At 64.2% G+C, this 26,591-nt stretch carries 3 protein-coding genes (1 of these 3 running past the window's edge); all 3 read right to left on the bottom strand.

Annotation, left to right across the window (positions count from 1 at the left end):
• Tightly spaced (each overlapping or abutting the next), the 3 genes in view from AC30D9_RS06575 to AC30D9_RS06585 form a layout consistent with a single transcriptional unit that may run on beyond the window.
• Positions 1-3,225, bottom strand: a complete 3,225-nt coding sequence (locus tag AC30D9_RS06575; protein ID WP_490143705.1) for a non-ribosomal peptide synthetase — start codon at positions 3,223-3,225, stop codon at positions 1-3.
• Positions 3,222-16,760 (bottom strand): non-ribosomal peptide synthase/polyketide synthase, encoded by a 13,539-nt coding sequence (locus AC30D9_RS06580; protein ID WP_490143706.1) that lies wholly within the window; start codon positions 16,758-16,760, stop codon positions 3,222-3,224. The genes AC30D9_RS06575 and AC30D9_RS06580 overlap by 4 nt, the downstream gene beginning before the upstream one ends.
• Positions 16,760-26,591 carry the 3' portion of a non-ribosomal peptide synthetase gene (locus tag AC30D9_RS06585; protein ID WP_490143707.1) on the bottom strand. It continues 2,702 nt past the right edge of the window, so the window shows 9,832 of its 12,534 coding nt (coding positions 2,703-12,534); the start codon falls outside the window, past its right edge; its stop codon occupies positions 16,760-16,762. Before AC30D9_RS06585 ends, AC30D9_RS06580 begins: the two co-directional genes overlap by 1 nt.

Here is a 26,591-nt window from a genome sequence, read left to right on the forward strand (position 1 = left end):
TCAGTTGCCTTGCGCAACCTTGGCAGCTTGCAGCTGTCGAGCCTGTTCGGTCAGAAGGGCCTTTTCCTCGGGACTCATCGCTTCCATGCGCAAGCGCACCTGGGCCATTTTCTCCAACTGCCCCGGGCTGCTCTCGACCGCCCGCAACGCCAGTGCCAACGACGCCACGGTCGGATGATCGAAGACCAGCCCCGGATGAATGTCGCACTGCAACAACTTGCGAATACCGGCCACCAACTTGATCACCAGCAACGAATGCCCACCGGCGGCGAAGAAGTCGCGGTCGATGCCCAATCGCTCCAGCCCAAGCAACTGCGCCATGCGTGCGGCGAGCAATTGCTCCAGTGCATCGCGCGGTGCGGCATCCTGGTCCTGCGCTGCCGCGCCCGCTAACTGTTGCAACGCCTTGCGATCGATCTTGCCATTGGCCAGCCGCGGGAACTGCTCGATCAGTTGCAGGTGCTGCGGCACCATCACGCTGGGCAGGCGGGCGCTCAAACCGGTACGCACGGCATCCAGCAAGCCCGCCGACGACCCCTGCCGCGCCACGACAAAGGCCAACAGTCCCTGCTCGCCCGACGCCGCCGGCAGCACCAGTGCTTCGGCCACCTGTGGCATGCGCAGCAGCTCGGTCTCGATCTCCGCCAGTTCAATACGGAACCCGCGCACCTTGACCTGCTGATCACGCCGACCGTGCAACTGGATCGCCCCATCCGCGCGATAACGCGCCAAGTCGCCGGTGCGGTACAAGCGTTGCGCCGGATCAAACGGGCTCTGGATGAACGTCTGCCCATCGGCCTCGGCATTCAGATAGCCCCGGCACAACTGCGCTCCGCCCAGATACACCTCACCCAGCACGCCCACCGGGGCCAAGCGCAGATCGGCGTCCAGCACGTAGACCTGATTGTTGCCCAGTACCTGGGACAGCGCTGAACACTCGTCGGCCGCGCCGTGAAGTGACAACGGATGAATCATCACCCCCACCGTGGCTTCGGTCGGGCCGTAGTGGTTGAACAGCCGGCAATCGCTGCGCAACCGTGAGATGCGCTCGATCAAAGGTGCCGGAATTGGCTCGCCGCCCAGAATCAGCGTATGCGGCAGGGTCGCCCGCTCACTGTCGAGCAGCGCCGCGAGGTGCGATGGCACGATTTTCAGGCAATCGATCCGTTGCTGTTGCAGGTACCCGGCAAACAATTCGCCGTCCTGCATCTGTTCATCGCTGGCCACATGCAGGGTGGCGCCATTGAACAACGCGCCAAACAACGTCGTGTTACCCAGGTCCGCCGCCACGGTGGAACTGAATCCGACGTTTTTACACTGTGCAAGCCCCAGGGCCTGACTGGCCTGGGCGGTGTAGTTGAGCAATTGCCGATGCTCGATCACCACACCTTTAGGCACACCGGTGGAGCCGGACGTAAACAACACATAAGCGATGTCGTTGCCCTGGGTGGCGAGCGCCGACAAGGACGCTGTCGACTGACTGAGTTCAGCCAATGTCAGCGCCTTGAATGGCTGCCCCTGCCAGGCCGACAGCTGTGTCGCGTCGGTGAGCAAGACGGCGGCGCCGGCCTGTTCCAGCATCAACGCTTGGCGCGCCTGGGGCCACTGCCCATCAAGGGGCAGGTACGCCGCACCGATGCGCCAGCTCGCCAGCATGGCAATCACCAGCTCCGCCGAGCGTGGCAACGCCAGCGCGACCATCGAACCCGGGCCCAGGCCTTGATCCTTGAGGCCCTGGGCCACGCTGTCGATCCGGGCTTGCAACTGGCCATAGCTCAAGTGCTGATGAGCGTCGGTCAGGGCAATGGCATCCGGTGTATGACACGCCAGATCAGCAATGCGCTGCGGCAGGTAACGGCCATCCGCCAAGGCCTGCATCGGCGGGTTGAGCGCCCGCAAGCGCTGCTCTTCGCTGCGACTGAGCAGGTTGAGTTGCGCCAGTGCGGTTTGCGGCGCGGCAAGGATCGACGCCAACAGCACGCCGTACTGTTCCAATACCGCGCTGGCCGAGGCTGGCGAATAACGCGAGCTGGCGTAATGCAGATTGAGCGTGGCATGCCCCTCGTTCAATTGAACCCGCATCAGCAACTCGAACGGATCTGCCGCCACAAGCACAGACTCCGAGGCCGCCCAGTTCAGACCGCCACTGCTCCCGCCAGGGTGCGCCGACCCCAGCGTAAAGCCGTAGGCCGGGCGCGCCACCTCAGGCGCCAGCTCCGGCGCCCAGTATTCCTGCCAGGTGCGATGGGCTTCGAGGCGCGCCGCCAGCTCATCCAACCACTCGCTGAACGACGCGGTGGCAGGCAGCGAAACGCACAGCGGCAAGGTTTTCTCGAACACGCCCACGGCATTGGCGAAGTATTCATAGTCGCTGCGGCTGTCATGGCGTACACCGACCAGCGCCTGTTCAAGCCCGCTCAAACGCCCCAGCAACACCCACCACGCGCCTTGTAGCAGCATGGCCAGCGGCTGGCCGAGCTGCTCGGCCAGACGTTGCAAAGCGTCACGCTGGGCAGGTTCCAGAATCAGCGACACTCGCGTATCGGCTGCACCTGTCTCACTGCTGGCACTGCGTGCGGCCAACCATGGCGTGGCGATGTCCGTCTGCACGTCTTGCAGGTGTTGCTGCCAGTAAGTTCGTCCGCTGGCGGCATCTTCATCCAGCACCACTTCACTGCGCCACTCCAAATACTGGGCAAACTCGCCCGGCGTTTCGTCTTCCTCTGCCTGAACGCCGGCGTAGGCTTGCTGGATTTGTTCAAGCAGCAGATTCAGGGATTGCTCATCGGCACTGTAGCGGGCGATGCCCAGCACCAATTGCCATTGCTGGGGTGCCAGGCGATAGAGCACGGCCTGGACGCTGTCCGATTCGCCGAGCACAAAAGCGCGGCCCATCGATTCCTCGATCTGCGCCTGGACTTCCTCGGCCCGTTGCTCGCCGGCCTGTACCGTCAGCGGGAAACGAGCGGCGCTGGCGGCGGCCTGACGCACACCGTGGAAACCGGCGACCTTGCCCAGCCGCGCCAGCAGCATTGGCTGCTGCGCCAGGAGCGAATCGAACGCGACCTGCAAGCGCTGCGGATCGAGATCGCCGTCGATCACCACGTTCAGCCAGTGCAATGCTTCGCCACAGGTTGCCGTGCTCGACAGTCGTTCGAGCAGCGTTTGTTGCTCGGGCGTCAGGGCGAAACTCGGCGCCTGTTGGTTCATCCTTACCTCGTTCATGCTCCGGTTTCCTCCAGATTACGGCTGCCCTGGGTCGTGGGCCCGGCACTGACCGGGTTTTCCAGCGCGCTACGGTCGTACATGTCGCCCATGGCCACCACGATCTTGCGCGGCCCCTCGAACGGATCGCGGGCGTGGGCCACCAGCATGTTGTCCAGCAGGATCACATCGCCTTTCTGCCAGTCGAAACGCACCGCACAGGCCTCGTACAACTCACCGATGCGCGCCATCACCTCGTCTTCGATCGGGGTGCCGTCGCCGTAATACACATGCCGGGGCATGCGCTCCAGGCCGAACATCGACAACAGGTCCTCCCGCACGTCCGGATCCAGCCAATGGATGTGATGCAATTGCACCTGATTGAAGAACGACTTCTCCCCGGTGATCGGGTGAGTGATGATCGCCGGGCCCGGTGTGCGGGTCTGCAACTCGTCGTTATCGAGCCAGCGCCATTGGATACCACCGGCCCGGCAACGGGCCTCCACTTGAAGGCGGTCGTCGGTCTTGAAGAAGTGCTGCCACGACACGTCGAGCTTGTCGGTGAAGGTGCGCACGTACAGCAACCCTTTGTCTTCGAACTTCTCGCGAAGGTCCGCCGGCAACCGTTCATACATCAAGCGGCAATCCACCACCGGAGTCGCCCCGCCCACAGGTGCGGCTTGCTCGCAATAGAACATCTGCTTGCGCGGCCAGCGGTCCTGGTGGGAGCTCTCGTTGTGGAACAGGATCATCTTGCGCTCGGGGTACGGCGTGGAACGGTAGGTGTTCTTGCCGCCCTCCTTCTTCGGCAGGTCGCCGTACTGACCATAAAGCCCTGGCTGTACCGCTTCGGCGAACGCTTCAAAACCCTGGATACCGTCCAGCTCGAAACCACGGAACAGAATGCCCGCGTGCTCAGCGAGCTTTTGCTCGATCAGTGGCCGGTTCTGCTGGATCCACTCGATGACATCCAGATGGGGCTCACCCGGTTCCAGCATCAAGGGAAAGCGTTGCGGTGCAGCCACCAGTGATTCACGCACTCGCGCCGCACGAGGCTTGGCGAGCGGTGTCACGGAGCGCTTGAGAAACTTGCCCAGTTTGTCGGCCTTGGGCCCTGGGACGGTGGCAGGCGTGACGGCTGCCGCCAAGTGGTCGACTGGCATGCTGATAGCTCCCAATTGAATGTCCTGATCAGCGACGATCTGTTCCAACAGGGCTGTCCAGGCCTGAATCAGGTGCTGAATGCGCTCATGTCCGAACAAGGTTGTGGCGAATTGCCAATTACCGCGCAATTGCCCTTCTTCTTCGTCAACGAACAACGCCATCTCGAATTTAGAATGGGTCTCGAGCGCCGGCAGGAACTCCATGTTCAATCCCGCCATGGACCGGGGGCGCACTGGCACGTTGTTCATCACGAACAGCACCTGCAGCAACGGGTTCATGCCCTTGTGTCGCGGTACGCCTGACGCTTCGACGATCTGATCGAACGGCAGGTCCTGATGCTCCAGCGCGTCGAGCAGGTTGTCCTGGGTTTGCGCCAGGAAGCTGGCGAACGTGGCCTCGGCGTCCAGGCGCGAACGCAGGGGCAGCACGTTGACGAAGAAACCGATCAGCCGCTCCAGCGCCGGCTGTTCACGACCGGCCACGTCAGCGCCGACCACCAGGTCTTGCGCCTCGCTCACTCGATGCAACAACACTTGGAAAGCCGCCAACAGCGTGCTGTACAGCGTGACCCCGGCCTCGCTGGATAACCGCCGCAACGCCTCGGTCAAACTGCCGGAAAGCTGGAACTGCAACGCATCGCCGTCATAGGACGCGGTCTGGCCCCGAGGGCTGTCCAGCGGCAGGTTCAGGCGCCCCTCGTAACCGCTGAGGCGTTGTTTCCAGTACTCGGCCTGACGCGCCAGGACGCCCTGTTCTTCCAGCGCCTGCTGCCACAACGCGAAGTCTTGGTACTGAACCTCCAGGGGCGCCAGCGGCATCGGTTTGCCGGTAAGGGACGCCTCATAGACCTGCACCAGTTCGTCGACCAACAGCCCCATCGACCAGCCATCGAAGATGATGTGATGCATGGCGTACAACAACACATGTTCGCTCGGCCCCAGGCGCAGGATCCGCCCGCGCAACAGCGGTGCCTGCTCCAGGTCGATAGGGGTGCGTGCGTTCTCCAGCGTCGCCCGGACCACCTGTTCCTGCTGGGCAGCGGGTGAGAAGTCGGACAGATCGATCAGCGGGAAGTCCAGCCGCACCTCGTCGGCAATCAGCGCCAGCGGATCGCCTTCTTCGTCCTGGATATACGCGGTACGGAGCACATCATGGCGGCGCACCACTTCGGCGAAGCTGCTCATCAGGTGCTCCACCGACAACCCACCGCACAGGCGCAGCGCCATGGGCATGCCATAGGCTGACGTGCCGCCGGACAATTGTTCGGCGATCCACAAACGCCGCTGCACCAACGACAGCGGTGCCGAACGTCGCGGCCCATGAGCCTTGAGCCGCACCCCACGGGAATCACCCACCCGGCCCGGTCCATCGGCGGGGCCGGCCATCAGGACCGCCAACGCCTTGAGCTGCGGATGGTTGAACAGGTCGCGCAGACTCAATGGATAACCCGTCAACTGGCGCAAGCGCGAGACGGCCTGGGTCGCCAGCAACGAGTGGCCGCCGCGCTCGAAGAAGTGATCGTTGCGACCGACCTGCTCCAGCTCCAGCACTTCTTGCCAGACATTGGCAATCTGTCGCTCCAGCGCCCCTTCCGGTGCCACGAAGCCTTGCTGCGGCTGGCTGGCATCGAAGCGAGGCAGTGCCTTGCGCTCCAGTTTGCCGTTAGGGCTCACCGGCATGCGTTCGAGCAGTACCCAGTGCTGCGGGACCATGTAGTCCGGCAAATGCTGGTTCAAGTGGGCTTTCAATGCCTGCTCGAATTCCTGGTCGACGTTGCCATCGGCGCTCAATAACGCCGGGGATTGCCGCACCACATAGCCCACCAGCAGCGTACCGTCCTGAGCGATCACCACGCTTTCGCGGACCTCGGCATGCTCGGCCAGCCGCGCCTCGATCTCCCCCAACTCGATACGCAGGCCACGGATTTTCACCTGATGGTCCATGCGCCCGGCGTACTCGATGACGCCGTCGGCACGGTAGCGCGCCAAGTCGCCGGTACGGTACAGGCGCGCGCCGTCACCGAATGGGCTGGTGACGAAGCGCTCGGCCGTCAGCGCCGGACGAGCATGGTAACCGCGGGCCAGGCCTTCACCGCCCAGGTACAACTCGCCCGTCACGCCCACCGGCAACGGCGACAGATTGTGGTCGAGGATAAACGTACTCAGGTTGGCGATCGGTTGACCGATCGGCACCGCGTCGCGGCCCTCGTCCATGCAGGTCCAATGGGTCACGTCGATGGCCGCTTCGGTAGGGCCGTACAGGTTGTACAGGCCGGCCGCCGGCAACTTGGCGAACACCTGCAATTGGGCATCCACCGGCAAGGCTTCACCGCTGCAAATAATCCGCGTCAGGCTCTGGCAATCGCCGACCGCTGGGTCTTGCATGAAGACCTGCAACATCGAAGGCACGAAGTGCAAGGTGGTGATCTGCTGCGTGGTGATCAGCTCGATCAGTTGTTCCGGATCGCGGTGGGCACCCGGTGGCGCCATCACCAGGGTTGAACCAGTCAGCAATGGCCAGAAGAACTCCCAGACCGATACGTCGAAACTGAACGGTGTTTTTTGCAGTACTCGGTCGCTCGCGTCCAGCCGATAGGCGTCCTGCATCCAGCACAAGCGGTTGACCAGGGCCGAATGCCGGTTGCCCGCGCCCTTGGGTTTGCCGGTGGAGCCCGACGTGTAGATCACGTAGGCGAGGTTTTCACCATCGACCACGACTGACGGATTGGCCTCGCTGTGGCCGGCCAGCCAGTCACCCGGCTGATCCAGCACCAAGCTGCGCAAGCCCGCCGGCAGCGGCAATTGCTCAAGCAAGTGGCGCTGGGTCAGCAACAAGCCAATGCCGCTGTCTTCGAACATGTAGGCCAGGCGATCCTGTGGATATTCGGGGTCCAGCGGTACATAGGCGCCACCGGCCTTGAGGATCGCCAGCAGGCCGACGACCATTTCCACCGAACGCTCCACGGCGATGCCCACCAGCACATCCGGCCCCACGCCCTGCTCCATCAGCATATGGGCCAGTTGGTTGGCCCGGGCATTGAGGGTCGCATAGCTCAGCCGTTGCCCGGCACATACCAGGGCACACGCATCAGGCGTCTTGGCCACCTGCGCTTCAATCAGTCGCTGCACACTGCAATCGAGCGGGTACGGCGTCGCGGTGGCGTTCCAAGCCTGCTGGATCCGTTGCTGTCCGGCATCGAGCAACGACAGTTGCCCCACCAACCGCTCGCCGCCGAGCACCATCTGCTCCAGGAGATAACGCAAGGACTGGCCGATAGCGGCAATGTCGTCTGGGGCGAAGCTGGCGTGGCTGTAGCTCAAGAGCAACGACAACGTGTCACCCAGGTTCACCGCCAGGGTCAGTGGATAGTTGGTTTGTTCATGATTGGCTACGTCGCCGAAGCGCAACGTGTCCGGGGCGCCCTGCTGCAACGCCTGGGACACCGGATAGTTCTCGAACACCAGCAACGTGTCGAACAGCGCCGCACCGCCCTGCCCGGCCCAGCGCTGGATGTCGAACAGCGGCGTGTGTTCATGCTCGCGCAGGCTCAGGTTGCGCCCCTGGACCTCTTGCAGCCATTGGCCGACGCTCTGCTCCGCCCGCGGGCTGCCAACCAGCGGCAAGGTGTTGATGAACAGGCCGATCTGTTGCTCGACGCCGGGGATATGCGCCGGACGTCCGGCCACCGTGGCGCCAAAGGCTACCACCGCCTGCCCGGTGCAACGTTGCAGCAATAACTGCCAGGCCGCTTGCACCAGTGTGTTGACCGTCACTTTCTGCTCACGGGCAAAGGCATGCAGCCGCGCCGTGGCATGGCTATCGAGCACCTGCTCATATTCGCCGTGGCCGTCGGTTGTCTCGCCGCGATGATCCCGGGCAAAGGCCCCGGCAAGGTGGGTCGGCTCGTCCAGTTCGGCCAACTGTGCCGTCCAGAATTGCTCGCTGGCCTGTGGGTCCTGGAGCGACAGCCAGTCGATGTAATCCCGGTAGCGTCCGGATGTGCGGACCGGTGCCTGGCCGCTGTAGCGTTGCAATACTTCACCGAGCAACTGCGAATTGCTCCAGCCGTCCATCAGGATGTGATGGCTGGTGTAGATCAGGTGATAGCGCTCCTCCGCCACGCGCACCACCAGCAAGCGCAACAGCGGCGCCGCATTCAGCTCGAAACCCTGCTGGCGCTGCGCCAACGCCAGGGCGTCCAGGTCCAGGGATGGGTTCGCGGCGGCGCATCCATCGTGGAACAGGAACGCAACCGCCATCTGCTTGTGAACGACCTGCAGCGCCCGCTTGAAATCGCCCTCCCAGACGAAACTGCTGCGCAGCACTTCATGGGTGTCCATGGCCGCCTGCCAGGCCTGGCGGAAGCGCTCGACGTCCAGCCCTTCGACGTCAACCCGCAGTTGGTTGATGTAGTGACCGGCCTGTTGCTCATACAGCGAGTGGAACAGCATGCCCTGCTGCATCGGCGACAACGGGTAGATGTCTTCGACGTCTCGCGGCGCCAGCGGCAAGGCGTCCAGCTGGGCCTGGTTCAACCCGGCCAGGGGGAAGTCCGACGGTGTGAAGCCCTGATGCCGGGGCTGGCAGCAGTGTTCAATCAATACCTGCAATTCCTGAGCGTATTCCTGGGCCAGCCGCTGGATCGTCGACTCATCGAACATTTGTGTGCTGAAGGTCCAGTCGATGCTCAACTCGCCCGCATAGACGCTGCCGTTGAGCGTCAGCCAGTTGTCCAGCGGCGCCAGCGGGCTCTGTGGGGTGCCCGCCGGTTCGCTGGCCGGGATAAACAGCCCGTTGGCGTCATCGCTGAATCCGCTGTCGAACTGCCCCAGGTAGTTGAAGGTGATGCGTGGCATGGGCAGCGCCGCGAGGGTGCGCCGTGTCTGCGCATCGCCCAGGTAGCGCAGCACGCCGAAGCCGAGCCCTTTGTCGGGTATCGCCCGTAGTTGCTCCTTGATCGCCTTGAGCGAATCCTCAAGGGTCGCCGCCGGAGTCAGCCGCAGCGGGAACAGGCTGGTGAACCAACCGACGCTGCGGCTCAGGTCCAAATCCGGTTCCAGGCCATCGAACAGCGCCTCACGGCCATGCCCCTCCAGTTGAATCAAGGTCGAGGCGTCGCCGGTCCAGCGGCCGATCACCCGGGCCAGGGCCGTCAACAGCAGATCGTTGACCTGGGTGCGGTAGGCCGCCGGCGCTTGCTGCAAGAGTCGTTTAGTCTGGTGCTTGTCCAGGCGCGTCTGCACCTGTGCCTCGTGACACCTGCGCAATTCACCCTCAGGCCGGTCGCAAGGCAAATCGTTGCGAGCGCCCGCAAGCTGCCCTTGCCAATAAGCCATCTGCGCCTGTAGCGCCGCGCTGCCGGCATGGGTTTTCAAGCGTTGCGCCCAGGCCTGGGTGGCACTGGTCTTGGCCGGCAGTTTCGGGGCCTGGCCGGCTTGCAGTTGTTCATAAGCCTGTTGCAGGTCTTCCAGCAAAATCCGCCAGGACACCCCATCCACCACCAGGTGATGAATCACCAGCAACAGCCGTTGGCTGCCATCGGCCAGGCTTGCCAATACCCCACGCACCAAGGCGCCGCTTTCCAGTTCCAGGCTGCGCTGGGCTTGTTCGGCCAAGCGCTCCAGCGCAGCGGCGTCGGCCACCTCGGCGGTCCACAACAGCGGTGAGCGCTGCCAAACCGCTTCTTGCTCTGTGAGGGTTTGATGGCGGGCGGTCCAGGCGTCGTTCTCACGCACGAAGGCCAGGCGCAAGGCATCGTGGTGGCTTACCACGGCCTGCAACGCCTGCTCCAGGTGTCCGGCGTGCACAGGTCGCAGCCCCTTGAGCAGCACCGACTGGTTCCAATGATGGGGCTCGGCCATGTCCTGTTCGAAGAACCATCGCTGGAACGGCAGCAACAACGCATTCCCCGTCACCGGGCCCTGATCGATGCCCGGCCCGTTGTCGCCGCGAGTCGCCACATTGGCAAGGCCCCGGATGGTCTGGTGAACGAACAGATCCTTGGGGCTGAAATGAATCCCGGCCTGCCGCGCCCTGCTCACCACTTGGATGGAGATAATCGAATCGCCACCCAGCTCGAAGAAGTTGTCACCTACCCCCACTTGCTCGCGGCCGAGCACGCTTTGCCAGATGTCCGCCAGGGCCTGTTCGACGGCGGTATTCGGCGCGATATAGGCCTTGGGGCTGGCGCTGATATCGGCTCTGGGCAGCGCCTTGCGCTCCAGCTTGCCGTTGGGGCTGACCGGCAGTTTTTCCAGCCACACCCAGTGCTGCGGCACCATGTAGTCGGGCAAGGACTGGCTCAAATGCCCCTTGAGGCGACCTTGCAACGCCTGGCGAACGGCGTCATCGGCGTTCAGCAGCTCAGCACGTGCCGGCACCACGTAAGCCACCAGCAAGCTACCGTCCTGAGCGACGACGACGGTTTCGCGCACCTCGTCATGCTCAGCCAGGCGCGCCTCGATTTCCCCCAGTTCGATGCGCAGGCCGCGGATTTTCACCTGATGGTCCATACGCCCGGCGTACTCGATCACGCCATCGTTGCGGTAGCGCGCCAAGTCACCGGTGCGATACAGCCGCTGGCCGTGGCCAAAGGGGCCAGTCACGAAGCGCTCGGCTGTCAGCGCCGCGCGCCGATGGTAACCACGGGCCAGGCCTTCGCCCGCCAGGTACAGCTCGCCAATCACCCCCACCGGTACCGGCGTCAGCTCATCATCGAGAATGTAGGTGCCCAGGTTGGCAATCGGCTGGCCAATCGGCACGCTGTCGCGACCTTCCTCGACACAGGTCCAGTGGGTCACGTCGATGGCGGCCTCGGTCGGGCCGTAGAGGTTGTACAGACCGGCGTTCGGCAGTTTGGCGAACACCTGCTGCTGGGCATCCACCGGCAGGGCTTCGCCGCTGCAGACGATGCGCTTGAGGCTGGTGCATTCGGCCACGAGCGGGTCTTGTACAAACGCCTGCAACATCGACGGCACGAAGTGCAGCGTGGTGATGCGCTGCGCGGTGATCAGCTCGATCAGTTGCGTCGGGTCGCGATGCACGCCCGGCGCGGCCACCACCAGGGTCGAGCCGGTCAGCAGCGGCCAGAAGAACTCCCACACCGACACGTCGAAACTGAACGGTGTCTTTTGCAGCACGCTGTCCGTGGCATCGAGCTGGTAGGCCTGCTGCATCCAGCACAGTCGGTTGACCAGGGCCGAATGGCGATTGCCCGCGCCCTTGGGCTTGCCGGTGGAACCGGAGGTGTAGATCACATACGCCAGGTTCTCGCCGTGGACCACGACGTCCGGATTCGTGTCACGACCTGCGTACACCCCGTCGCCAGGCAGGTCCAGCACCAGGCTGTCGATGCCCGCCGGAATCGGCAATTGATCCAGCAAATGCTGCTGGGTCAGCAGCAAAGCGATGCCACTGTCTTCAAACATATAGGCCAGGCGATCCTGGGGATATTCAGGGTCCAGCGGCACATAGGCACCGCCGGCCTTGAGAATCGCCAACAGCCCCAGGACCATTTCCACCGAACGTTCCACGGCGATGCCCACCAGCACATCCGGGCCCACGCCATGCTCGATCAGTGTGTGAGCCAAGCGATTGGCCCGGGCGTTGAGCTCGGCGTAGCTCAGGCGTTGCTCGCCGAACACCAGCGCCGGGGCCTCCGGGGTTCTGCGCACCTGATCTTCGATCAGCCCCTGGACACTGCGATCGAGCGGGTAGGAAACCGTTGTCGCATTCCAGTCGACCAGCATGTGCCGACGCTCGTCAGCGTCCAGTAACGCCCACTGCGCAACGGGACGATGCAGATCCTGCACCAAGCCTTGCAACAGGTTGAGCCAATGCCGGCCCATGCGCTCGATGGTGGCTGGCTCGAACAGGTCCGTGGCGTAGATCAGCGCGGCGTGCAGGCCTTGCGGGCTGTCGGTGGCCTCCAGGCTCAGATCGAATTGCGCGGTGCGCTGCTCCCAGCCAAGGGGTTCGACCGCCAGGCCCGGCAAGGCGCTTTCCAGGGCCGAGGCGGTTTCGTTGCGATGGTTGAACATGGCCTGGAACAGCGGGCTGTGACTCAGGTTACGCTGCGGCTGCAAGGCATCGACCAATTGCTCGAACGGCAGGTCCTGATGCGTCTGCGCCGCCATGGCCGTCTGCTTGAGCTGTTGCAGCAAACCGGCGCCGGTCAGATCGCTATGGAATTCAGCGCGCAGCACCTGGGTGTTGACGAAGAACCCGATCAACCGCTCGGTTTCCAGGCGCTGGCGGTTGGCAATCGGCACGCCGACGCGGATGTCGGCCTGGCCGCTATAACGATGCAACAAGGCCTGGAAAGAACCGAGCAACAACACGAACAGCGTGACGTTTTCCCTGCGGGCCAACGCTGTGAGGGCGTCGCTCAGCGCACGATCGAGCACAATCGGCAAACGCGCACCGCGCAGACTCTGCTGCGCCGGGCGCGGATGGTCCGTGGGCAACTCCAGCAACGGCTGCTCACCGCCCAGTTGCGCGGTCCAGTAGGCCAGTTGACGCTCGCGTTCACCGGCCGCCATCCATTGGCGCTGCCAGACCGCATAGTCAGCGTATTGCACCGCCAGCGCCGGCAACGACGCGGGCTGCCCCTGGGTGAAGGCCGAATACAGGCTCATCAGGTCGTCGACCATCACCTGTAATGACCAGGCATCGGACACGATGTGATGCAGGGTCAGTACCAGAATGTGCTCCTGCTCGGCCAACTCCAGCAACGCCACGCGCAATAGCGCATCGTTCAAGAGATCGAACGGGGCTTGCATCTGCTGCTCGATGAATGCCTGGACACTGGCCTCATCATCACCGGCCAAACACCGTTCGACGAAGTCGACCTGCCCTTGCGCACGGATCACCTGGCAAGTGCCGCCATCGTTCTCCACGAACAGGGTGCGCAAGCTCTCATGCCGCGCTACCAAGGCTTCAAAACTGCGGCGCAGGGCGATTTTGTCCAGTGCCCCGCGCAGTCGCAGGGCGGTGGGAATGTTGTAGGCGGCGCTGTCGGGGTCCATTTTCCACAGGAACCACTGGCGCTCCTGGGCAAACGACAGCGGCAGCGGCTTGTCCCGGGCTACCGGCACCATCGCCAACGGTCGTTCAGCTTGGCCCAGGTCGAAGGCCGCGACGAAATCGCGCAACGTGCCGTGCTCGAACAGGCTGCGCAGCGGCACCTCGATCCCCAGTGTCCGACGGATGCGCGAGACCACCTGGGTGACCAACAGCGAGTGCCCGCCCAATTCGAAAAAGTTGTCCTCCAGCCCTACCCGCTCAAGCTTGAGCACCTCCTGCCAAATCGCCGCCACTTGTTGCTCATGCTGACTGCGCGGTGCCACGTAGGCCTGTTGCAAATCGCCGGCATCCGGGGCCGGCAACGCCTTGCGATCGACCTTGCCATTGGGCGTCAACGGCAGTTGCGCCAGGAACAGCAGATGCGCCGGGACCATGTACTCAGGCAATTGCGCCTTGAGCGCAGCTTTGAGCGAAGCGCGTAACGCAGACTCGTCCGCTACTTCTCCGGTCGCCGGCACCACGTAACCCACCAGTTGCGCACCGGTCGGGCCGTCATGGGCCACCACCACGGTTTCCCGCACGCTGTCCTGGGCCAGCAGCGCCGCTTCGATTTCCCCCAGCTCGATGCGCAAGCCGCGGATCTTGACCTGATGGTCGATGCGACCGATGTACTCAACCACGCCTTCGGCCCTATAGCGAGTCAGGTCGCCGGTGCGGTACAGACGCTCGCCGGTGGTGGAGAACGGGTCCGGGACAAAACGTTCGGCGGTCAGGGCCGGGCGTTGAAAGTATCCGCGCGCCAGGCCATCGCCACCGATCAGCAGTTCACCGGGCGCGCCGGGCGGGTTGAGCGTCAGGTCGCTGCCAACGACGTACAGCGCGGTGTTGTCCAGGGGCTTGCCCAGGTACGGACGGCTGTTTTCCAGACTCAAGGGATGCAGCGCCGACCAGATCGTGGTTTCGGTCGGACCGTAGAGGTTCCAGACCTTCGGCGACAGCGCCAGCAGCCGTTGCGCCAACTCCAGGGGCAACGCCTCGCCGCCACACAGGAAGGTGCGCTCGGCCAGCAACGCAACGTGCTCATGATCCAACAGCATGCGCCAGCTCGAAGGCGTGGCTTGCAGCACGCTCACGTCGTGACGCTCGATCAGCGCCAGCACCGCTTGCGGATCCTGATGGACGTTCTGGCCGGTCAGCACGATGCTGGCGCCCGCCGACAGCGGCCCGTAGATTTCCAGGCCGAAAATATCGAAGGAAAACGTTGTCAGCGACAGCATGCAATCGTTGGCCGTCAGGCCGGGTTGGACGAGCATGCTGGTGACGAAATTGCTCAGCGCGCCATGGCGCACCATCACGCCCTTGGGTCTGCCGGTGGAGCCGGAGGTGTAGATCACGTAGGCCAGGTGTTCGGCGCTCAGCGGCACCGCCGGGCAAGTGTGCGGTGCCTCCTGCAACGCGGCGTCGGGCTGGTCCAGCAACAGGGTTTGCAGGGTTGGCGGAATCGGTAATACCGCCTGCAAACGGGCCTGGGTCAGCAGCAGTTCGATGCCGCTGTCCTCGATCATGTAGGCCAGGCGATCCTCGGGGTACGCCGGGTCCAGCGGCACATAGGCGCCACCGGACTTGAGGATCGCCAGCAGGCCGACAATCATCTCGACGCTACGCTCCACGGCGATGCCCACGAGTTGGTCGGGCGTGACGCCCAAGGCAAGCAAGCGGTGGGCGAGCTGGTTGGCGCGCGCGTCCAGTTGCCCGTAGGTCAGGGCCTGACCATCGATGGTCAGCGCCAAGGCATCGGGGTGAATACGGGCCTGTTCGGCGATGCGCTGATGCACACACGCCACCGGGCCATGATCGACCTCACGTCGCCAGTCGTGCTGCATCAGACGCTGCTGGGCGGCATCGAGCAATGGCAACTCGCCGATCCGTTGCTGCGGCGCCTCGACGATACCTTGCAGCAGGTTCTGCCAGTGATGGGCCAGGCGTTCGATGGTCTGCGGCTTGAACAGGTCGGTGGCGTAGGTCAGTTCCGCGGCGAGGCCCTGCTCGGTTTCATAAGTGCCCAAGGTCAAATCGAACTGGGCGGTGCGCCCTTCCCACACCAGGTCTTCGATGCCCAGCTGCGGCAAATGCATCTGCCGGGCCTGGGCGGCGCCCGTGGTCTGATGGTTGAACATGACCTGGAAGATCGGGCTGTGGCTGAGGCTGCGCTCCGGCTGCAGGGCCTGGATCAACTGCTCGAACGGCAAGTCCTGATGCGCCTGGGCCGCCATGGCCGATTGCTTGACCTGATCGAGCAAGCTATCGAACGGCAACTGCCCATCGACCTGGGCGTTGAGCACCTGGGTGTTGACGAAAAAGCCGATCAGGCCCTCGGTCTCGACCCGATTGCGGTTGGCCACCGGCACGCCGACACGGATCTGCGACTGGCCGCTGTAGCGGTGCAACAACGCCTGGAACGAGGCCAGCAGCACCATGAACAGGCTGGCCCCTTGGCGCTGGGCCAGTTGCTTGAGCGCTGCCCCCAATTGCGGCGGCAGGTTCAAGTCCAGCCGTGCACCGCGAAAACTTTGCACCGGCGGGCGCGGATGATCGAACGGCAACTCCAGCACCGGCTGTTCGCCGCCCAGGGTCTGGAGCCAATAGGCCAACTGCCGTTCACGCTCACCGGCTTCGAGCCAGTGACGCTGCCAGATCGCATAGTCGGCGTATTGCACGGTCAATTCCGGCAATGCCAGCGATTCGCCGGCCGTGTCGGCGGCGTAATGGCGGACCAGCTCATCCACCAGCACCTGCATCGACCAGCCATCGGCAATGATGTGGTGCTGGATCAGCACCAGCACGTGATCGTCCTCGGCGATTTTCAACAACGAAACCCGCAGCAACGGCCCTTGGCGCAAATCGAACGGGCGAGCGATTTCGCGCTCGACGAAAGCCTTGATGCTCTCGTCCTGGCTGGTCGGCGAACCGGCGGGCAACGCCTCCAGCGCAATAGACAAAGGCATCTGCGGGTGGATGACCTGCACGGCTTGCTCACCGCGCTCGATGAAGGTGGTGCGCAAGCTCTCGTGACGCTCGACCAGGGCGTTGAAGCTGCGCTCCAGGGCTGGCACGTCCAACTGCCCTTTGAGGCGCAGGGCACTGGGAATGTGATAAGCCGAGCTGTGCGGATCCATCTGCCACAGGAACCACTGGCGTTCCTGGGCGTAGGAAAGCGGGAGGTCTTCGAACCCGCCACGGACCTCGGGAATGGGCAAGTTGGCCGGCGAGACACCCTCTTCGAGCATCTTCTCCAGGTACAGCCTGCGTTTGTCCAGCGGCAGAGTGATAAAGCGCTTGGCAATCCTCAAAGCAACACTCTTGTCCATCAGACTTCCTCCATTTCATCAAGCAGGGCTTCCAGCTTGTTCAGTTTCTGTTCATTGATTGGCCCGTCCCCGGTGTCCAGTTGCGCGACAAAATCCCTCAGGACGGGGTGCTGGAAAATCAGTTGCGGGGTCAGCGTCAGCCCCAGTTCGAGGGCCAGGCGCGAGACGGCATTGACCGCCAGCAGCGAATGGCCGCCCAGCTCGAAGAAGTGATCGTTCAAGCCCACGCGCTCCACCGTGAGCACCTCGGCCCAGATCGCTGCGACCTGCTGTTCAAGCTCACTGGCCGGCGCGACATAACCGGCCTGCAACAGGCCGCTCTCCACGCCCGGCAGCGCCTTGCGGTCGAGCTTGCCGTTGGGGGTCAGGGGCAGTTGTTCGAGGAACAGCAGGTGCGCCGGAATCATGTAGTCGGGCAAATGCTCCCTGAGCCCGGCCTTGAGTTGATCGCGCAGTGTGCGCAACTCTTCAGGGGCATCCAGGTTCAGCGCCGGGGCGACCACGTAGGCCACCAGTTGCTGGCCGCCCGCTGCGTCCTGGGCCAGGACGGCCACTTCACGCACCTCGGCCTGTTGCAGCAGCCGCGCTTCGATTTCCCCCAGCTCGATACGGAAGCCACGGATCTTCACTTGATGGTCGATGCGGCCCTGGTATTCGAGCACGCCATCGGCGCGATAACGGCACAGGTCACCCGTGCGGTAGAGGCGTTCGCCATTTGTGGAAAACGGGTTGGGCACGTACTTCTCGGCGGTCATCGCAGCGCGGCCGAGGTAGCCCCGGGTGATGCCCGCGCCGCTCAGGTACAACTCCGCCGATACGCCTTGGGGCACCGCTTGCAGGTCGGCGTCCAGCAGGTAGCTGGCGGTGTGCTTGAGCGGCCGGCCGATGTTCGCCGTACCGCCGACGGTGCGACGGGTCCAGGTGGAATAGGTGGTGTCCTCGGATGGGCCGTAAAGGTCATAGACATGCTCAACACCACCAACTTGTGGGAGCGGGCTTGCTCGCGAAGGCGTCCTGTCCGTCAGCCCATCATTGATTGACCCTCCGCTTTCGCGAGCAAGCCCGCTCCCACATTGGTACAGCGCGTCCACCAGGCTTTGCTTCAGTGGCTCACCGGCCAAGTTGATGATGCGCACGCTGGCTGGAATCTCACCGCTACGCTGCAACGCGGCGATGGCCGAGGGCACGGTGTTGATCAGGCGCACCTGATCCCGGGCCGGCAGTTGCGGCAACTCCAGCGCGTTGCGGGCGATGATCAGCGAGCCGCCGTTGGCCAAGGTCACGAACAGCTCCCACACCGACAGATCGAAGCACACCGACGTCGAGGCCAACACGCCCTGGATGTCGTCGCGGCTGTAGACCGATCTGGACCAGTCGATCAGCGCCAGCACGTTGCGATGGGCAATCGCCACGCCCTTTGGCTTGCCGGTGGAACCGGAGGTGTAGATCACGTAGGCGAGGTTGTCTGGGGTGACCTGGGTGTGCGGGGCGCTCAGCGGGTACTGCGTCAAGTCGAGCTGATCGAGCAGCAACACAACGGTCTCGGCCGGAACGCTCAGCGTCGCCGCCACTGCGTGTTCAGTCAGCAGCACCCGCGCACGGCTGTCGTCGAGCATGTAGGCCACGCGTTCGGTCGGGTAGTCCGGGTCCAATGGCACGTAGGCGCCGCCGGCCTTGAGCACCGCCAGCAAGGCGATCAGCAACTGCTCGGAGCGAGGCATAGCCACGCCCACTCGCACTTCCGGGCCCACGCCCAGTTCGATGAGTTTATGGGCCAGGCGATTGGCGTGAGCGTCCAGTTCGCGGTAGCTCAGACGCGTGTTGGCGAAGGTCACCGCCAAGGCCTCTGGCTCGGTTGCAACCTGGCGCGCAATCATCTGGTGAATGCACAGCGCTTGCTCGAACGGTGCGTCAACCGGGTTCCAGTCATGGGTCAGGCGCTGATGCTCATCGAACTCAAGCATCGACAGCTCACCCAGGCAGCGCTCGCCGTCGGCGGTCATCTGACCCAACAGTTGGGTCAGATGCGCCGCCAGGCGCGCCACGCTGGCGGGCTCGAAACTGGCCCGCTGGTAGCTCATGTGCACTGACAACTGCCGATCCAGGCCCACCAACAGCGTCAACGGGTAGTTGGTCTGCTCCTGGGTGGCCACCGGGCCGAAGCGCAGGCCATCCGGCGCGCCCTGCTCCAGGGCCTGGGCAATCGGGTAGTTCTCGAACACCAACAGGCTGTCGAACAGCGCTTCACCGCCCTGCCCGGCCCAACGCTGGATGTCCAGCAACGCAGTGTGCTCGAACTCCCGCAGCGCCAGGTTGTGCCCTTGCACCGTTTGCAACCAACTGTCCAGGGACTGCTCTGCTCGCGGGCTGGCGATTACCGGCAAGGTGTTGATGAACAGACCGATCTGCTGCTCGATACCGGGCAAATCCGCCGGACGCCCGGCGACCGTCGCCCCGAAGGCCACCGTGTCTCGGCCGGTGTAACGCTGCAACAGCAGCAGCCATGCCGCCTGCACCAAGGTGTTGACGGTGACTTTCGAGGCACGGGCGAAGGCTTCCAGGCGGCGCGTCAGTGCCTCGTCCAGCACCTGCATGTGATCGCCATAACCGCCATCGGCCTGCGCCGGCTTTGGCATGACGTCGGCCAGCCGCGTCGGTGTCTCCAGGCGTTGCAGCGCAGGCGTCCAGAACGCTTCACTGGTGGCCGCGTCCTGGCGTTGCAGCCAGGCAATGTAATCGCGATAACGACCGGCCGGACGGGCCACGTTGTCGCCCCGGTAATGCTGCAACACTTCACCGAGCAACTGCGCGCTGCTCCAGCCATCCATCAGGATGTGATGGTTGGTGTAGATCAAGTGATGACGATACGTGCCGGTGCGCACCAGCACCAGGCGCATCAGCGGCGCCTGGGTCAGGTCCACGCCGTGGGCACGTTCCTCATCGGCGAGGGTTTGCAAGGCGCCATCCAGATCGGCATGCCCGCTCCAGTCGAGCACACGGAACGGCAGCTCGACCCGGCGCTGGACGATCTGCACCGGCTGCGCCAGGTCGCCCTGCCAGAAGAAACCGCTGCGCAGGATGTCATGGGCATCGACCACCGTTTGCCAGGCCGCTCGGAAGCGCTGCGGATCGACGCCTTCGACGTCGAGGCGCAGCTGGTTGATGTAGTCGCCGCCGTCCTGTTCGAACAAGGTATGAAACAGCATGCCCTGCTGCATCGGCGACAGCGGATAGAGGTCGTCGATGGCCTGGGGGTGTGGGACCAGTGTGTCCAGTTGCGCCTGGGTCAACCGTGCCAGGGGGAAATCCGACGGCGTCACGCCACCGCTGTGGTGGTCGCAGCAATGGGCGATGAGCGCCGTGAGTTCTTGCACGTAGTCATCGGCCAGGCGCTGGATGGTCGCGGCGTTGAACAGGTCAGCGCTGAAGGTCCAGCTCAGGTCCAACTCGCCGCCGAACACTTGGCCATCGAGGGCCAGCGGACTACCCAGCGGGCCTTGCAGGTTCACTTCTTCGCCGCCGCGCTCGGTGCTGGGCACGAACAAGGCGTCGTCGGCGCCATCGAAACTGCCGTCGAACTGACCGAGGTAGTTGAAGGTCAGTTGCGGTTTCGCCAAGCCTTGCAGGGTTTGACGTGCGTGCTCATCACCCAGGTGCGCCAAGGCGCCGAAGCCAATGCCCTTGTTGGGGATGGCGCGCAGTTGTTCCTTGATCTGCTTGAGCGAAGCGCCAAGATCGGCAGCCGGGGTCAGTTTCGCGGGGAACAGGCTGGTGAACCAGCCGACGGTGCGGCTCAGGTCGACATGGGCGAACAGATCTTCACGACCGTGACCTTCGAGCTGGACCCAGACACTGTCCACGCCGGTCCAGCGCACCATCACTCGCGCTAGCGCGGTCAGCAACAGGTCGTTGACCTGGGTGCGATAGGCCGCCGGGGCTTGCTGCAACAGTTGTCGGGTGAGGGTTTTATCCAGTGCCGTGCGGATCGTCACGGCTTGACAGTGCTGTTGGCCGCCCTGGGGATTATCCCACGGTAACCCTGCTGCAGCGCCTTGCAACTGTTGCTGCCAAAAGCCCAGCTCGGCCTGCAAGGGCGCGCTGGTGGCGTAGTCCTGCAACGCTGCGGTCCAGGCTTTGACCGCGCTGGTCTTGGCCGGCAGTTGCACCGCCGTGCCCGCCAGGGTCTGGCGATAAGCGCTTTGCAGGTCTTCGAATAGAATCCGCCAGGACACGCCGTCCACCACCAGGTGATGGACGATCAGCAGCAGCCGCTGCGTGCCATCGGCGAGGTTCGCCAGCAGCCCACGGATCAGCGACCCGCCGTCCAGTTGCAGGCTGCGCTGGGCCTGATTGCCCAGCATTTCCAGCTCGGCGAGATCGGCGACGTCGGCTTGCCACAGCAGCGTGCCGGCGGCCTGCGCCTCGACGTCACGATAGCGCGCGGTCCAGCCTTCGCCCTGTTCGATAAAGTCCAGGCGCAAGCTGTCGTGGTGCGCGATCAGCGCGCCCAAGGCCTGCTCCAGCGCCTGGGCATCCAGCGTCTGGGCCGGCTTGAGCATCACCGACTGGTTCCAGTGATGACGGTCAGGAATCGGCTGGGCGAAGAACCACTGATGAATCGGCAGCAGCGCGGTTTCGCCAGTCACCGGTTGCTGGTCGATCGCTTGCAACGGCGCGCCGGTCTGCGCCACGACGGCCAGGGCCTCGATGGTCTGGTGCTGGAACAGATCCTTCGGCGTGAAGTGAATACCGGCCAGCCGGGCACGACTGACCACCTGGATCGAAATGATGGAATCGCCGCCCAGTTCGAAGAAGTTATCCCGCACGCCGACTTGCCCGAGCTTGAGCACGTCCTGCCAGATCGCCGCCAGTTGTTGCTCCAGCGGACTGCGTGGCGCTACGTAGGTGTGCTGCAAGTGGCTGACGTCAGGCTTGGGCAGGTTCTTGCGGTCGAGCTTGCCGTTGGGGGTCAGCGGCAAGCGTTCAAGCAGCAGCAGATAGGCCGGGACCATGTGCGCCGGCAGGGTTGCCTTGAGCTGCTCGCGCAGGTGCTCGGCGAAATCCTTGCCCACGGGTTCATCGGCCACCACATAGGCGACCAGGCGCTTGCCGCTGCCAGCCGCCCCTTCCTGGGCCACCACCACCGCTTCGCGCACGCCATCGAGGGCTTGCAGGCTGGCTTCGACTTCACCCAGCTCGATGCGGAAGCCACGGATCTTCACTTGGTTGTCGATGCGATCCAGGTAATCGAACGTGCCGTCGGCGCGCTGGCGCACCCGATCGCCAGTGCGGTACAGCAAGCCGCCTGCAGCGCTGAATGGATCAGCGACAAAGCGCTCGGCCGTCAGGCCCGGACGGTTCAGGTAACCCCGGGCCAACCCGCTGCCGCCCAGGTACAGTTCACCGGCCATGCCTTGGGGCAGCAGGTTCAGATCAGCGTCCAACACGTAGGCACTGCGGTCGCCGATGCGGCTGCCGATGGGCGCATACGCGGCGCCGCACGCCACCTCGCGGCCGGCCTTCCAGATCAGCGGCGTGACCACGGTTTCGGTCGGACCGTAGCCGTTGATGATGAAGTCCGGATCCAGGGCGCGCTTGACCCGTTCGAAACTGGCGTTGGGCACCGCATCGCCGCCGAAGCAGTAGATGCGCACTTTCGGCGGGTTGCCCTCGCGCTCGGCGTGTTCGGCCAGTTGTTGCAGGTACACCGGCGGGAACGCCACCACCGTCACGCCGTGCTCGCGCATCGCGTTGTAGGTCTGTTCCGGGGTCCACAGGCTGTCGTCGCGAATCAGCAGCGAGGCGCCGTGGGTCAGGCTGGTGAGCCAGCGCTCATGGGCGCCGTCGAAGGCGAAGGACATGAAATGGAATTCGCAATCACTGTCGCGCATCTCGTAGCGCTCGCCGATGGCCTGGCAGTGCATCGCCAGCGGACCATGGGCCACGCTCACGCCCTTGGGATTGCCGGTGGAACCGGAGGTGTAGATCACGTAGGCGAGGTTCTGCGGATCGACAGTGATCGATGGTGCATCCGCCGGCTGCCGGCTCAGGTCCAGGCGATCGAGCTCCAGCACCTGGGCCGCGGCTTCCAGGGGAAGTTGCGCCAACACTCGGGAATCGGTGAGCAACAGCGCCAGCCCTGAATCCTCGATCAGGTAGGCCAGGCGTTCACGGGGGTAGCTGGTGTCCAACGGCACGTAGGCAGCGCCGGCCTTGAGCACCGCCAGCAGCGCGACAATCACCCCTTCGCTGCGCGGCAGGGCCACGCCGACCCGGGTTTCCGGGCCCACGCCACGGGCAATCAGCACGTGAGCCAGTTGGTTGGCCCGGCGGTCGATCTCGCCATAACTGAAGCGCTGGTCATCGAAGATCACCGCCGTGCTGTGCGGTTTGCGCGCTGCCAGATCGGCGATGCGCTGGTGTACGGCGATGTCGGTCGGGTATGGCTGCGGGTGGTTGGCGGCTTGTTGCGCCTGGTGCTCCTCGTCAGTGGCCAGGGCAATCTCGCCGAGGCGACGCTCGGCGGAGTCGGCGAATCGCTCCAGCAAGTGCAGCAGTTGTGCACTCAAGCGCTCGATGGTTGCGACGCTGAAATGCGCCTGATCGAAACTCATGTGCAGCGCCAGCGTCTCGCCCAAGGTCACGCCCAGGGTCAGTGGGTAGTGCGTCTGATCCTGGTTGGCGACTTCACCGAACACCACACCTTGGGCGGTGCCACGTTGCAACGCCGCGGAAATCGGGAAGTTCTCGAACACCAGCAGGCTGTCGAACAACGCGCCACCGCCCTGCCCGGCCCAGCGCTGGATGCTCGCCAGCGGCGTGTGCTCGAACTCGCGCAGGCTCAGGTTCTGCGCCTGTACGGCGGCCAGCCAGGCCGCGACCGTCTGGTCCGGACGCGAGCCGGCGATCACCGGCAAGGTGTTGATGAACAGGCCGACCTGCTGCTCGATGCCCACCAGCTCCGCCGGCCGCCCGGCCACGGTGGTGCCGAACGCCACGCAGGCGCTGCCGGTGTAACGCTGCAACAGCAGCAGCCACGCCGCCTGCACCAGGGTGTTGACGGTGACCTTCTGCTGGCGGGCGAACGCGTTGAGCCGTTCAGTGCGCGGCGCGTTCAGCGTGTAATGCCTGAGCGCATGACCGCTTTCACTGCGCACTTCAGCACTCGCCGCCGCAGCGTTGGCGAGCACGGTCGGCTCCTGCAGATCGGCCAGTTGCTCCAGCCAGAACGCTTCGCTGAGGGCGGCGTCCTGACGCTGCAGCCACTGGATGTAATCGGCATAGCGGCTGACCGGGCGCGGCGGCTGTTGACCGGCATAACGCTGCAGGACTTCGCCGAGCATCTGCGCGCTGCTCCAGCCGTCCATCAGGATATGGTGGTTGGTGACGATCAGGTGATGGCGCGCATCGCTCAGTTGAATCAGCGTGACCCGCAGCAGCCCGGCCTGGGTCAGGTCGAAGCCCCGGGCCAGGTCAGCGGCAATGAAATCCTCGAGGGCCTGGGCGGCGTCATGGCGTGCGCGCCAATCGAGCACGGTGTAGGGCAGCGCCAGACGGCGGTGGATGATCTGCAACTGCTCTTGCAACTCGCCCTGCCAGATGAAGCCGCTGCGCAGGATCTCATGGGCGTCCACGGTCGCCTGCCAGGCGGCGCGGAAACGCTCGGGGTCCAGGCCGTCGACATCCACGCACAATTGGTTGATGTAGGTGCCGGTGCCCTGCTCGTAGAGGGTGTGAAACAGCATGCCCTGCTGCATCGGCGACAGGGGATAAATGTCTTCGATAGCAGCAGCCGACACCGGGATCGCATCCAGCTGCGCCTGGGTGATGCGCGCCAGCGGGAAGTCCGACGGCGTGACGCCCATGGCATCGGTCGAGCAGCAATGGCCGATCAGCGCTTCCAGTTCGCGGGCATAGTCATCGGCCAGGCGGGCGATGGTCGCCTCGTTGAATTGCTGATCGCTGAACGTCCAGCGCAAGTCGAGCTCGCCGTCGTAGACCTGGCCCTCGACGCCCAGCCAGTTGTCCAGCGGTGCATCGGGGCTCTGCTCGAGCCCGGCGCTTTCGCCCGCCGGGCTGAACAGCGCCCCCTCGCGGGCATCGAAACTGCCGTCGAACTGGCCGAGGTAGTTGAAGGTAATGCACGGCAAGGGCAAGGCCTTGAGACGGACCTGTGCCGTGTCATCGCCGAGGTAGCGCAGCACACCGAAACCGATGCCCTTGTTCGGGATCGCCCGCAGTTGCTCCTTGATCTGCTTGATCGCGGCCCCGACGTTATCGGCCGGGGTCAGGCGCACCGGGAACAGACTGGTGAACCAGCCCACCGTGCGGGTCAGATCGACGCCTTTGAACAACTCTTCGCGGCCATGGCCTTCCAGTTGGATCAGGGTGTCGGCCTGCCCGGTCCAGCGGCAGATCACCCGCGCCAGGGCGGTCAGCAGCAGGTCATTGACCTGGGTGCGATACGCTGCGGGAGCCTGTTGCAGCAGTTGCTGGGTGAGGTTTTTGTCGAGACGGCTGTGCAGCACTTTGGCGTAACGGCTCTGCCGGCTACCTTGGGGGTTATCCCAAGGCAGATCGACCACAGCGCCTTGCAGTTGTTGCTGCCAGAACGTCAATTCGGCTTGCACGCTTTCGGTGCTGGCATAGGCCTGCAAATGCTCGCCCCAGGCCTTGTAGGCGCTGGTCTTGGCTGGCAACTTGATGGCGCCGCCAGCACTGGCCTGTTGATAAGCCCGTTGCAGATCTTCCAGCAGGATGCGCCACGACACACCGTCCACGGCCAGGTGATGCACGGCCAACAGCAGACGCTGGCTGCCATCGGCCATGCTCGCCAGTACCGCACGCAACAGCGGGCCATTTTGCAGATCCAGGCTGCACTGGGCCTTGGCACAGAGCTCCTCCAGCTCGGCGGCGCTCAGGTTGTCCGCCGTCCACAGCAGCTCAGGGTCGACCTCCACCGGCGCCACCTCGGCACGCCAGCCGTCGGGGGTTTCGATGAAACGCGAACGCAAGGCATCGTGATGCGCCAGCAATGCGTTGAGCGCCTGTAACAACGCCGGTGTTTGCAACGGCAGATGGCTGCGCAACAAGACGGCCTGGTTCCAGTGGTGACGCTGGGCAATGGCGTCCTCGAAAAACACTTGCTGGATGGGCAGCAACGGCAGCTCGCCAATGACTGCTCCCTGATCGATGACCAGCCCACTGCCGCCCTGCTGCGCGACACGCGCCAGCCCTTGCACGGTTTGATGCTGGAACAGGTCACGGGGGGTGAAATGAATGCCAGCCTGGCGCGAGCGGCTGACCACCTGGATCGAGATGATCGAGTCGCCGCCCAGCTCGAAAAAGTTGTCGGTCAGGCCGACCTGCTCCAGCTTGAGCACGTCCTGCCAAATGGCCGCGATGCCTCGTTCCAGCTCGCTGCGAGGCGCGATAAAGGCCTGCTGCAACTGGCTGGCATCGACTGAAGGCAAGGCCTTGCGGTCGAGCTTGCCGTTGGGACTCAGCGGCAATTGCGCGAGGAACAGCAGTTGGGTCGGCACCATGTAATCCGGCAGGCGCTCCTTGAGTTGCGCCTTGAGGGTTTCCCGCGCCGCGCCCTGCTCCTCGGCCGAGGCCGACACCAGCGCTGCGTCCTGGGGCACCACGTAACCCACCAGTTGCAGGCTGCTGCCACCCTGCACCGCCAATACGACGGCTTCGCTGACTGCCTCCAGTTCCAGCAAGCGTGCTTCGACTTCCCCCAACTCGATGCGCAAACCGCGGATCTTCACTTGATGGTCAACGCGACCGACGTATTCGATCTGGCCCAAGGTGTTGAAACGCGCCAGG

The sequence above is a fragment of the Pseudomonas sp. DF11 genome, assembly GCF_058148565.1.